Here is a 12,810-nt window from a genome sequence, read left to right on the forward strand (position 1 = left end):
ACTCTAAACCTTTCTTGATAAAGTTATAGCAGGTAAGTAGGTAGGCGGGATCAAACTTTTCCATTTAACAATATTTAAAAAAGCCTTAGATCAGCCATGAGAGAGCGTTAGAAGGATTTACAATCGTTTACATAGGGAGGTTTTATAGAGCCTACCTAATTACGCGCATAATTGGGTCAACAGCCGTTGACCCCTAACCCGGTTTCTTGATCCTACGCGATCGCCTTTAAAAGAAGTTACAATTAAAAGACGCAATAACTCCAACTCTTAAGTAGGAGACAAATATGCAAATTCAAAGCAACAATGAAATGGGAAAAGTTTTCGCCACTCTAACAATTACTAACCGCGCCGACCAAATTAGAGCAGAAGATGGGACAATTTTACTAGATCAAATTCGCTCAATTACCCTCAAAAATGTATTAGTAGACACGGGTGCAACTACCCTATGTTTACCACAAGATGCGATCGCCAAATTGGGACTAAAACTCCTAAAAGAAGTGGACGTAGCCACCGCCATGGGTATTGGTAAAGCCCGAATTTTCCAAGATGCCAAAATATCAATGTTTGAGAGGGAAGGAACCTTCGAGTGCTTAGAATTACCAGGAGGTAAAGATGCTCTTTTAGGAGTCATACCTTTAGAATCTTTGGGGTTAGAAATCGACTTACAAAATCAAACCTTAAAGGCGTTACCCATCAGTCCAACAGAAACTTATTTAACGATTTTGTAGCAGAAGAAGGAGGAAGCAATTAAGAACGTCCTAACATCGAAGATGGGGCTAAAGCCCAACAACAAAAAAAGCCCCTCAATTGTTAGGTGAGGGGTTAAAGAAAGGATATAATTAAACCGAATTAAGACTCGGCGCCTTGGGGTAACAATTCCCGACTGGTGGTACTTTGGGTAACCACCACTTGAGCGTTTTCATCCACATCGACAACAGCAGTATCTCCTTCTTTGATCCGTCCAGACAGAATTTCTTCTGCTAAACTATCTTCGAGTAACCGCATAATAGCCCGACGCAGAGGACGCGCCCCGTAGCTGGGGTTGTAGCCTTCTTCCACTAACCGCTCTTTGAACTTGTCCGTCACTTCCAAGGTAATGCCTTTTTCGAGCAAGCGTCCGAAGACTTCTTTTAACAGGATCACGGCAATTTCCTTGACTTCTTCCTTATTCAACTGACGGAAGACAATAATTTCATCCAAACGGTTGAGGAACTCAGGACGGAAATATTGTTTGAGTTCTTCATTAACCAAGTTGCGGATACGGTTATATTGGGCATCGTTTTGGTTTTCCGAGAACTCGAACCCTAAACCACCGCCACCTTTTTCGATCACCTTCGATCCAATATTAGACGTCATAATGATCAAGGTATTCTTGAAGTCCACCGTCCGACCTTTAGCATCGGTCAAACGACCATCTTCTAAGATTTGCAGCAACATATTGAAGACATCAGGGTGGGCTTTTTCGATTTCATCAAATAGCACCACCGTATAGGGACGCCGACGCACCGCTTCGGTGAGTTGTCCGCCTTCGTTGTATCCGACATAACCTGGAGGCGACCCAATTAACTTGGAAACCGTGTGACGCTCCATGTATTCCGACATATCCAAGCGCACCATCGCTTCTTCTGACCCGAAGAAATAGGCTGCTAAGGCCTTGGTTAATTCGGTTTTACCCACCCCAGTCGGCCCAGAGAAGATAAAACTAGCGATCGGTCGGTTGGGGTTCTTCAGACCGACCCGGGCGCGACGAATGGCACGGGAAACGGCTTTAACGGCTTCATCCTGACCAATTAAACGTTGGTGCAGGGTTCCTTCCATATTCAGCAGTTTCTCGGACTCAGACTCGGTGAGTTTGTTCACCGGAACTCCTGTCCAACTAGCCACAATTTGGGCGATGTCTTCTTCGGTGACAACGGGGCTATCGTCTTCGCTGCGGGTTGTTTCGGCTTTCTTGGTTTGACTAATAGTCCGAATTTGAGCCTTAATTTCCATTTCCCGATCGCGCAATTCTCCCGCCCGATCAAAGTCTTGGGAACGCACCGCTTCGTCTTTTTCTTTAAGAACTTGGCGCAGTTCTTTGTCCAATTCTTTGGCCGCCGGAGGCAGTTGGGAATTGATTAAACGCACCCGGGAACCCGCTTCATCCATTAAGTCAATAGCTTTATCGGGTAAATAGCGATCGCTAATATAACGATCCGACAGTTTAGCCGCCGCTTCGAGGGCCTCATTGGAAATTTTCAGTTTATGGTGTTGCTCATAACGTTCGCGCAACCCAAACAGAATTTCAATGGTTTCGGAAACCGAAGGTTCACCCACCATCACGGGTTGGAACCGACGTTCGAGGGCCGCATCCCGTTCAATGTGTTTGCGGTATTCATCTAAGGTCGTCGCCCCGATGCACTGCAACTCGCCCCGGGCTAAGGCGGGTTTGAGGATATTAGCCGCATCGATCGCACCTTCGGCCGCCCCCGCCCCGATCAGGGTGTGGACTTCATCTATAACCAGGATGACGTTACCCGCAGTGCGGATTTCATCCATGATTTTTTTCAACCGTTCTTCAAATTCCCCGCGATATTTGGTTCCGGCGACCAGTAACCCAATATCTAAGGTGACAACCCGTTTATCTTCTAAAATATCGGGAATATCGTTCGTAGCAATGCGTTGGGCCAAGCCTTCGGCGATCGCAGTTTTACCAACACCCGGTTCCCCAATTAACACTGGGTTATTTTTGGTACGCCGACCGAGAATTTGGATCACCCGTTCGATTTCTTTTTGACGACCGACCACCGGATCGAGTTTACCTTCGGCGGCCATTTGGGTTAAATTTGATCCAAACTCATCTAAAGTTGGGGTCTTGGTGCGACTGCTACTACCTCCGGCGGCAACTTCAGCCGTTTCACCCAACATCCGAATTACTTGAGTCCGAACTTTCGAGAGGTCAACCCCAAGATTTTCTAAGACTCTGGCGGCGACGCCTTCCCCTTCCCGGATCAGACCGAGAAGTAGGTGTTCCGTGCCAATATAGTTATGTCCCAGTTGCCGGGCTTCTTCCAAGGACAGTTCTAGGACTCTTTTGGCGCGAGGGGTAAAAGGAATTTCGACGGCGACAAACCCCGAACCTCGACCAATGATTTTTTCCACCTCGATCCTGGCATCTTTGAGATTGACTCCCATTGATTTCAGGACTTTGGCTGCAACGCCTGTCCCTTCGCCGATCAGACCCAGGAGGATCTGTTCAGTTCCCACGAAGTTATGCCCCAGGCGACGTGCTTCCTCCTGGGCTAACATGATGACTTTAATGGCTTTTTCTGTGAAGCGTTCAAACATGGCTAATTCCCATCACCTGTTGCTTACCCGTTACGCTAATTTTAGCGTGAGACTTCTAACTTCGGAAAAATTAAAAAGTTGACTCAAAAACGAAAGGGTTCATTTTTGGACTTTAATTTCTCGCTGAATCCGTTTCTAGGTCGGCGTTGTCAGGTTTTGCTTCCAATCGGAATTGTTTTCCCCATTGGCGTTGACCTACAACTTGCCCTAGAGAGTTCTGTGAACTACCCACAGGGATCAAGATTTCAATAGGTACAGCCTACCCTAAATTTAATTTTGATTCTGTATAGAGGTTGTCTCTCTAATAGCCTCAACTGTGTTGAGGCTAAGGATTACTTTCGATTTTAATTGATTTATTGATGGATTCTAGCACATTGACACTCCCGCGCCGTAAAACGGCGGGGATTCTTAAGAGACGTAAATCCTTAAAGGGTTAGCCAAAAACCCGCTAGACACTCGCTCAAAATCAAGTCTGTGCTTACTTTTAACCAAAATATTGGCACTACCATTAATATCGGCAGAAACCAAATGTCTATCCTTTGTTTTATACAATCCTCTGTTAATCCTTCTACCAGAAAACTTCTGTTGACTGGGATTATCGGCATTGTAAACAGGGATCTGATCTTGATCATAAAAACTAGCTTTAGAGGAGTAAGATTCCTCTTGCTCACCTTTTGATTAAGTCGTGCCTGTTTATTTGTGATCCCTTTTATTCCTTGCTTGTCTTTGGCAGATTGAAGTTTGGCGTTACGCTTGTTATACCAGTGATTAATGCTTTTAAGTCTTTTGCCATCAATCAAAAATTGATGCCCATCAGTGTCAAAACAAGCCGCCAGATTATTAACCCCCAAGTCAATAGCTATCGCTTTTTCGGAATCAACAGATGTTTCGACTTGCAAATATGGTAGTTAGATTCATAGGTCAGTCGCTTTCTTTGAGTAAAGAAATACTGCCTACATTCATACAAAGCCACATTAAAAAGATTCTTGCTCAAACGACACAAAACAGTCAGGGCGTTAAATTCCTGCTGGCTAAGTCGTCTAAGTTGGTTCTTTTGAGTGGCGTACATCTTCTCAGGCGTTTCACTATTTATCTAGTATATAGCGAAAACCTCTAAATATAAAGCCGTCCTAAAAGGACGGGGTTTCTATCCAAATTTCCGATGATTTCAGAACCGTAGTAGCTTAGATCGGGTTTGTAAGCTCCGTGGTTAACTTTAAACAAATTTCTTGATACCAGTGATACAGAATTTGGGGAAAATGAGGATGATGGAGATCCCCTCGCCACAAAATTAGGGCATCTTCTCCGGTATCTTGATAATATCCTTTACGACGTCCTGCTTCTTTAAAGCCAAATTTCTTATATAAATTAATCGCAGGTTGATTAGAAACTTTCACCTCTAGGGTGGCTCGTTCTAGTTTACGTTTCCAAGCCGATACTAATAATTGAAATAATAACGCCTGACCTAAACCTTTGCCTTGATATTCTGGATCAATCGCTAAAATAGTAATATGAGCTTCCTCTAATATTGCCCACAAACAACCAATTCCGATTAATTCATTCCCTGAATTTCCTCCATGATTTAATTCTATTTTAGGTAATTGAAACTCTTCTTTTTTATGTTCACTATTCCCTATTTCTTGTTCCGGTTTCCAGATAATTAAATCACTATTCGGACTATCTATTTCCCGTTGATAACCGTCTTTTGTCCAAAGTCCCCCTAAACACCGTTGATCGAGTTCCACCACAGCAGAAAGTTGATTTTCTGTTAACGGTTTTAGTTCTAAATATTGTTTTCCCATTTAAACGAACATCTTCTAACTAACCTTCTATTCTATTGTAACGCATTGAATAACTAGAGATTATGATCGAATAGTAATTTCATACTTGGATTAAAACGGATAACAAGATCTGAATATTCCATTAACTCAAATATTTTTTTTAAATTAAGATTTAAAACCCTTTGCCCATAGTAAACTACTGCCCAATTAGTCACCGTATAAAGATATTTGAGAGATTGAAAACGAGCGTGTCTTTAGACCTGAGAGTGTCAACCGACTCCTATTGGGTTTTTTCCTAAAACTGAATCTTCCAAAATCGAAAATAATGATTACAATAATCACTATATAGCAATCCTATTTGAGTTATAGGAATAAATGGGCCTGAAACCCAGGCACAGCAAGGAGCCAATATTAGAACCTATTTAGGATTGCTATATCTTGATTTGATTGTTACCCTTGATTTATGAGGAAAAAAAACTGAATGGTTGATCATACCCAAACCCAATATGCTTCTAAGCAAATGATATCTGGCGCTAATGTTGATGAGCATACCAGTCGGGAAACTGCCCTAGTCGCAGCCCGAGCCGCAGATGACCGGAAAGCAGATAATATTCTGGTTCTGTGTGTGTCAGAAGTCTCTTATTTAGCGGATTATTTTGTAATTGTAACCGGTTTTTCCCAAGCTCAACTCCGGGGAATTTCTCAAGCGATTTCAGACCAAGTAGAAATAGAATTAGAACGACTTCCCCTGAGAGTCGAAGGCCAAAGCGAGGGCAACTGGGTTTTAATGGATTATGGTGATGTGATTGTCCATATTTTGTTACCTGAAGGACGGGATTTCTATAAATTAGAGGCATTCTGGGGTCACGCCGAGCGAGTCAATTGGCAATCGGATTAATTAAACTCTAAAATCCTATTGAGAAGAAGCATCATCCGTCTGACTCGTAGGATTTATTTGACTATTCAATGCTTGAATTTCTTTTTCTACCTTTTCTTTCGCTTCCTTTGCTGCTGGATAATCTGGACGATATTGTAAGGCTTTTTGATATGAAGAAATAGCCTCTTGGTAATGCTTTAAGTTCCCTAAAGCATTACCGCGACGGTACAAAGAGTTCCCTCGATAGCTTCTTTTACCCTGTCTTGTTTTAACGATTAGCGATAATTTCATCATCCGTTGAAAAATCAACTTCTGTTTGATCTAAACCTCGGGCTAAATAATCATTTTCAAAGGCATCTTTTAAACCGGAAATTAAATCAAATTCGGGTTTCCAGTTTAAATCTTGGATAGCTTTATGCACATCAGCAAAAAAGTGTTGAACTCGCATCGGAAATGCTTTACGTTTGCCAAAATCAAACTGTTTAGGATCGTAATGAATCAGTTGAATTGTATCCAATGATTTCCCCGCAGCCATAGCACAGGCCTTAGCTAAACCATCGAAGGTAACATAACGTTCTCCTGAGATATTATATACCTGACCAATAGCGTTTTGATTCCCTAAAACCGCGGCCATTGCGGTGGCTAAATCCTTGACATGACCTAACTGGGTAAGGTGAAATCCATTCCCCGGAATCGGAATTGGACGACCCGCCACAATCCGATCAAAAAACCACGATTCTAAGGGATTATAATTTAATGGCCCATAAATATAGGTAGGGCGAATTGATGTCCAGGGTAAATTTTGGGCTTGCAAATAACTCTCGGTTTCGTATTTACCTAAATGACGACTTTTCGGGTCAGTTGCATCCCCTTCAATATGGGGCATTTGATCGGATTTTAAATACACTCCCGCCGAACTCATATAAATAAAATGTTGTACCCGATCTTTAAATAAATCTGCGAGGGGTTTTGTATCATTTAGTTCTCGTCCATTATTATCAAAAATGGCATCAAATTGTTCGTTAGCAAGTTTTTCTTGAATTTGGTTAGCATCGGTGCGATCGCCATGAATTTGTTTAATTCCTTCAACGGGTGCAGGTTTTTTACCACGATTAAATAGAACGACTTCATGCCCTTGTTTAACTAATATTTTAGTTAAATAAACCCCGATAAATCGGGTTCCACCCATGATTAAAATTCGCATTTTTATCTCCTAAAAAATTTCAATAATTCCATAGAGGCGTGAACGCCTCACTACGAAAAAAATTCCGGTCTAAAACCAACAATTAATAAATATAAATAGCCCCGGTATTTTGAATATTAATTGCATTATCTCCGGCAACACCAGCCGCCGTTTTTACGGTGACATTAACCTGATTATTTTGCACATCAATTCTATAATCCAGAACGGCGGATCTAGCGATAGAATTAATGACAATATCAGAATTAACCGGAACATTATTAATTGTAAATTGGCCCCCTGGAGCAATTTGAGTATTCGTTTTTCCGGTAGTTAATCCCGTTTCTAAATTATATCCGGTTTGATTCGTAATGGTAACAGTTATCGGTTGATTAGGATTAATTCTGGCTACGGGTTGCCAAGCCCCAGGGGTATAGGTTTGGGCGGGAGTTCCCTGAATTACGGGTACTGGAATATCAATTGGATCTTGAGCTTGAACGGAGGACAGGGATAAAAAAATAATCCCCATACCGAAACAACCTGTTAACAAAAAAGGATGGAAAGGATTAGGGAATTTGATCATGGATTTCACCGAGCATAACTGATCACTGATTACTGATCACTGATTACTGATCATGCGGATACTTAATTAACGGAACATACTGCTCACAGAGCTATCTTCATGTATCCGCCAAATCGTTTCACCGACCAAATTAGCAACAGATAAAACTTTTAACTGTTCAAACTGTTTCTCAGGTACGATCGGAATTGTATTAGTCACAATGACTTCCTCAAGTAACCCACTCGATAGACGTTCGATGGCAGGGGGAGAGAAGACCGCATGGGTGGCGCAGGCGTAGACTTGACGCGCTCCTTCTCGACGGAGTAAACGAGCGCCTTCACAAATCGTTCCAGCCGTGTCAATCATGTCATCGACTAAAACGGCGGTTTTACCCTTAACATCACCAATTACATTCAGAACTTCGGCGACATTATGGGCTTGACGGCGTTTATCAATAATCGCTAGGGGGGCGTCATTGAGTTTTTTAGCAAAAGCTCTAGCCCGGGCGACTCCACCGACATCAGGGGAAACAACCACGAGATCGGGTAACTGTTTGCTGATCAGGTAATCCAAAATTACCGGAGAACCATAGACATGATCAACCGGAATGTCGAAATACCCTTGAATCTGGGCTGAGTGTAAATCCATGGCCAGAATCCGACTAGCACCCGCTTCAGTAATCAAGTTGGCCACTAATTTTGCGGTGATTGACTCACGACCTGCGGTTTTGCGATCGGCTCTAGCATATCCGTAATAAGGGATAACGGCTGTAATTTGACGAGCAGAAGCCCGTTTACAGGCGTCAATCATGATCAATAACTCCATTAGGTTGTCATTGACCGGATAGCAGCAGGGTTGAATTAAATAAACATCACAGCCTCGAATGGACTCTTGAATCTGGATGTAAATTTCTCCATCAGCGAATCGCTTACGAACCATTGGCCCTAAGTCAATTCCCAGATAACGGCTTACCTCTAGGGAAAGAGGAATATTTGCCGACCCCGAAAATAGTCGTAACCGACCATGATCAGCAACCAATGGCTCAGAGTAAGGAAGGGGTAATATAGCAGAACGGATCACAGCGAACCCTCACAGTTCATTCACAGTTCATTTGTGACAATTTTATCATGAATTTATCAGTAATCGGTAATCCATAATCGGTAGTCAGTAATCAGTTTTAACCGTTAGGACTGTGCCTAAGCCCTATAATATAAGGCATTAATTTTTTTTATTAGTGGTTTTCCCCAATACTCATCTCCATTTACGCATGACTCAAACTGCTATTCCCGTTGGAACAATTCTGCAAAACCGTTACCGCTTGATTAGCATTTTAGGTCAGGGGGGTTTTGGTCGTACCTATTTAGCTGAAGATCAAGGAAGGTTTAACGAGCGCTGCGCCCTGAAGGAATTTATTCCTGTCCAAACCGGAACCTACGCCCTACAAAAGTCCCAAGAACTATTCCGCAGGGAAGCGCAAATTCTCTACCAAATTCGTCATGCTCAAATCCCACAATTTGGAGCGGTTTTTGAAGAAAACCAACGGTTATTTTTAGTTCAAGATTATGTGGAGGGCAAAACTTATCACGCCCTATTAATGGAGCGAAAAAATACCACTTCGGGTTTTCCCAAAACCTTTACAGAGGCAGAAATTGTGCTGTTTTTAAGGCAAATGTTGCCGATTTTAGCTCATATTCATAATTTAGGAATTATTCATCGAGATATTTCTCCTGATAATATTATTTTACGTTATCAAGATCAACTCCCGATATTAATTGATTTTGGGGTGGTGATTGAATTAGCTACCCGAATTAATACCCCTGATTTAACCTTACCTCCGGCGACTCGGGTGGGAAAATTAGGTTATGCACCTTTTGAACAAATTCAAACGGGACAGGCGTTTCCCAGTAGTGATTTATATGCTTTAGCGGTGACGGCAATTGTTTTATTAACTGGGCAAGAACCTCAATATTTATTAGATCAAACGACTTTATCTTGGAATTGGCGACCCTATACTCAGGTTAGTTCTAATTTCGCTCAAATTATTGATAAAATGTTAAGTCGGCAACCGAGCGATCGCTATCAATCGGCCCCAGAAGTTGAACAAGCCCTACAAACCCTAAATCAGCCGTTAAATTTTCCCCCGACACAGCAAAATCAGCCGCGTCCGACTCCTGTACCGACTCCCCAAACTTCTAACCCGGATTTTTCTCAACTTCCCACCCTGGCGGTAGGACGGCCGTTAGTAACTCCACAGGTACAACAGCCAGCCCAGAATAATCATAGTCCTGTGGTTCCCAACAATCCCCAACTTCCTGACCCTGATGTTTTGGGATCTCAACCTATCTGGGAAAAACCCGCAACGATAATCGTGGTGGGTGTTTTGGTCGCTTGTTTAGCGGCTTGGGGTTCCTGGGCTTTGGTAAAAGGATTGCTTAAAGCCAATGATCGTTCCCCTGATGATAAGTCTTCCCAGGTGAATCCGCCCAGCGCGAGTCCGTCTATTCCCTTACCTGGAATACCATTACCAAATTTGACACCGCCTCCGACTTTACCATCCCCGCTTCCGATACCGACTCCAGGAGTGCCAACATCCTCCACAGAACGCCTAAATTTAGCCGTTGGGGATGCCAAGGTGGTTGAGGGTAATCTCAAGGCGAATCAAGCTATTAATTATGTGGTTTCTGCGGAAGCGGGACAACAGTTTTATGCGTCTGTCAGTGGAGATGGAGTGTTATTAACGTTGGTTGGCCCAGATGGACAAACAATTAATCAACCCACATCGGTATCTTCATGGCAGGGAACTCTCCCTTTAAGCGGGGATTATACGGTGATTCTGAATATTCCTGGACTACCCGAAAGCAACTATGAGTTAAAACTGACTTTAATTAATACCCGTACCCCGATTATTCCCCCGGAACCCGTACCTGAACCCATTCCCTCTGCTGAACCTGAACCGATACCTGAACCCATTCCCTCTGCTGAACCTGAACCGATACCTCAACCAACTTTTGCACCAGCACCCCAACCCACACCCCAACCCACACCCCAACCCACACCCCAACCTACTCCACAACCCACACCCGAACCTACTCCACAACCCACACCCCAACCCACTCCACAACCCACACCCGAACCTACTCCGATTCGCGCACCCGAACCTACCCCGGAACCAACCTTAGAACCAAGTCCCACCACGGAACCTGCCAAGGAAGGAACCCTAGCACCGAGTCCCGTTCAGTGAAACTGAATCTAAACCTACCTGACCCGATATCAATACTCGATTTCGTCCCATTGCCTTAGCTTGGTATAGGGCGGCATCGGCTGCTACATAAAGTTCCTGCAATTTAGTACAATTCCGAGAATACTCAACAACTCCCGCGCTAAAAGTAACCCGAAATGTCTCGTAATTCGCACCAGTAAACTCCTGCTGACACCAGGTTTCCAGAAAGTTAGTCAGTCGCTTTGCCCCCTGCTCTTGGGTTATACCATATAGACCTAAAACAAATTCCTCGCCACCCCAACGAGCTACGATATCTTTAGGTCGAAAAAATTGCTTTAAGTATCTTCCAAAAAGCTCAAGAACTCTATCTCCTGTTTCGTGGCCGTGTTGATCGTTGATGTGCTTAAAGTGGTCTAAGTCCAGAATCATAAAACATAAAGGCTGATTTTGGCACTCTGCCAGATGTATTAATTTCTCTAGTTCTAAGATGGATTTGCGCCGAGTCGCAGTCCCTGTTAGTTCATCAATGTCGGCAAATCGGTGTAGAGTTCGGATTCGTTCTAGGCGGTTTAGGATACGAGCCATCAGTTCTGGCCCAACAATCGGTTTCTGGACGTAATCATCTGCACCGACAGCAAACACCTGATGTACAATTCCAGGATCTTGATGACCGGAGAGAAACAGCACAGGTAAATCACTCCAGCGCGGATCGCTGCGAACCACCTGACAGAGTTCAATCCCACTAAAACCAGGCATCTCTATATCTAAAATCAGCAGGTCAGGTACAATGGTGGCTAAGGTTTGCCAAAATTGGTTGGGGTCTGCCAAGGTTTCGACCTGAAAGCCCCAAGGTGTCAGCAGATTATATAAAACTGCCAGTATGTAGAGATCGTCATCTACAATTAGAATTTTGGCTTCTGGTTTCTGGGTGCGGTTGAGTTCCTGAGTCGCCGCTTTGACAATTGCTTCCGGGCTAATCGGTTTTTCTAAAAAGATATTTCCGCCCAAACGCGCTACTTCTACCCGATCTCTTAATTCATTCTTTGCTGTCAGGACTAATACGGGAATGCTGGGAGCTTGTTGTGCCAGTTCCGCCAGTAGGGTCAGCCCGTTTTCCTGGCTGTGGGAAAAGGCGAGGTCTAAAACGATAATATCAGGTAAATGAGACGAAATTGATCTTTTTGCCGTTGTCAGGTCTGTTACCACTTCCACATGAAAACCCCAAGCGTTCGCTTCCAGTTTGATCTGTTCAGTCAACAGGACATCATCATCGACAACCAGCAACCGACCTGACCCAATCTTGAAATTGGGAGTTGTCGCCGTTGTAGATGGTTTATCTTCCACAGCTTGCTTGAGACGGATCACCAATTCTTCAAGCTGCCGAGCCTGATATTTACCCAAAGGCTCTAATTTGAGCAACTGTTCGATCTGTCGCGCTACCTCTGAACCTTTCGGTACGCCCAAGGAACCCAGTGAGCCAATTAAGCGATGAGTTTCTGCTTTAACAGAGGCTTGTAGTTCCTGATCCAGAGTTCCGGTAGTGAGTTGGGCGATCGCTTGCTCGAATAGCGCCATCCGTGCTTCCCAACTTTGTTTAAATTGGCCCCATACCTGTTGCAATACTTCCTGCAATGCGGCTTGAGCTTGCTGCTTGTCAGGAGTCGGGATGGGAACTGGATGTGGTAGTGTCTCTATGGGTTCCATCTCTTGTTCAAACTTCCTTGGAAAAGGGGAATCTTCCTGATTTTCTGTATCTAATTCTTTTTCTATTCCTCCCCCTCTTGGTAAGGGGGGGACAGAGGGGGGGTCAGATATTTCTAATCCTGGGGAATACCCCCCCGGCTCCCTCTTGGTAATGGGGGG

Annotated in this window: 11 protein-coding genes; 3 read left to right on the top strand and 8 right to left on the bottom strand. The window is 43.7% G+C overall.

Going from position 1 to position 12,810, the window contains the following annotated elements:
• Window positions 1-284: 284 nt before the first annotated feature.
• Window positions 285-728: a retroviral-like aspartic protease family protein gene (locus tag AC559H_RS14890; RefSeq protein WP_026795884.1), complete on the top strand. Its 444-nt coding sequence runs from the start codon at window positions 285-287 to the stop codon at window positions 726-728.
• A gap of 121 nt (window positions 729-849) precedes the next feature.
• Here the strand turns inward: AC559H_RS14890 and AC559H_RS14895 are convergent, their stop codons facing one another.
• From AC559H_RS14895 to rimI, 3 genes are all read right to left on the bottom strand, one after another.
• The gene (locus tag AC559H_RS14895; protein WP_026795885.1) at window positions 850-3,327 is read right to left on the bottom strand and encodes an ATP-dependent Clp protease ATP-binding subunit; all 2,478 of its coding nucleotides are present in this window, start codon (window positions 3,325-3,327) and stop codon (window positions 850-852) included.
• 425 nt (window positions 3,328-3,752) lie between these two features.
• A complete protein-coding gene (locus tag AC559H_RS14900; protein ID WP_026795886.1) occupies window positions 3,753-4,226 on the bottom strand; it encodes a transposase in 474 nt (157 codons plus the stop codon).
• A 285-nt stretch (window positions 4,227-4,511) separates the two neighbouring features.
• Entirely contained in the window at window positions 4,512-5,129 is a 618-nt protein-coding gene (gene rimI, locus AC559H_RS14905; RefSeq protein ID WP_026785488.1) for a ribosomal protein S18-alanine N-acetyltransferase, read from the bottom strand.
• Window positions 5,130-5,589: 460 nt separating this feature from the next.
• On the opposite strand from rimI, the gene rsfS reads away from it, so the two are divergent.
• Window positions 5,590-6,006 (top strand): ribosome silencing factor, encoded by a 417-nt coding sequence (rsfS, locus tag AC559H_RS14910; RefSeq protein WP_026795887.1) that lies wholly within the window; start codon window positions 5,590-5,592, stop codon window positions 6,004-6,006.
• A gap of 15 nt (window positions 6,007-6,021) precedes the next feature.
• Here the strand turns inward: rsfS and AC559H_RS14915 are convergent, their stop codons facing one another.
• From AC559H_RS14915 to AC559H_RS14930, 4 genes are all read right to left on the bottom strand, one after another.
• Window positions 6,022-6,276, bottom strand: coding sequence for a tetratricopeptide repeat protein (locus tag AC559H_RS14915; RefSeq protein WP_036833213.1), 255 nt, complete (start codon window positions 6,274-6,276; stop codon window positions 6,022-6,024).
• Complete coding sequence (locus AC559H_RS14920; protein ID WP_026795888.1) at window positions 6,254-7,189, bottom strand: NAD-dependent epimerase/dehydratase family protein; 936 nt, start codon at window positions 7,187-7,189, stop codon at window positions 6,254-6,256. The genes AC559H_RS14915 and AC559H_RS14920 overlap by 23 nt, the downstream gene beginning before the upstream one ends.
• Before the next feature lie 82 nt (window positions 7,190-7,271).
• A complete protein-coding gene (locus tag AC559H_RS14925; protein WP_036833223.1) occupies window positions 7,272-7,694 on the bottom strand; it encodes a hypothetical protein in 423 nt (140 codons plus the stop codon).
• Window positions 7,695-7,814: 120 nt separating this feature from the next.
• On the bottom strand, window positions 7,815-8,807 hold the full coding sequence (locus AC559H_RS14930; RefSeq protein WP_026785484.1) for a ribose-phosphate pyrophosphokinase: 993 nt from the start codon (window positions 8,805-8,807) through the stop codon (window positions 7,815-7,817).
• A 187-nt stretch (window positions 8,808-8,994) separates the two neighbouring features.
• On the opposite strand from AC559H_RS14930, the gene AC559H_RS14935 reads away from it, so the two are divergent.
• Complete coding sequence (locus AC559H_RS14935) at window positions 8,995-10,968, top strand: serine/threonine-protein kinase (RefSeq protein WP_081694805.1); 1,974 nt, start codon at window positions 8,995-8,997, stop codon at window positions 10,966-10,968.
• Here AC559H_RS14935 and AC559H_RS14940 read toward each other — a convergent pair.
• On the bottom strand, window positions 10,945-12,810 hold a 1,866-nt coding region (locus tag AC559H_RS14940; protein ID WP_237746367.1), incomplete at its 5' end, for a response regulator. The genes AC559H_RS14935 and AC559H_RS14940 overlap by 24 nt on opposite strands.

The sequence above is a fragment of the Planktothrix prolifica NIVA-CYA 540 genome (genome assembly GCF_963864145.1).
GTDB classification, from domain to species: Bacteria; Cyanobacteriota; Cyanobacteriia; order Cyanobacteriales; family Microcoleaceae; genus Planktothrix; species Planktothrix agardhii.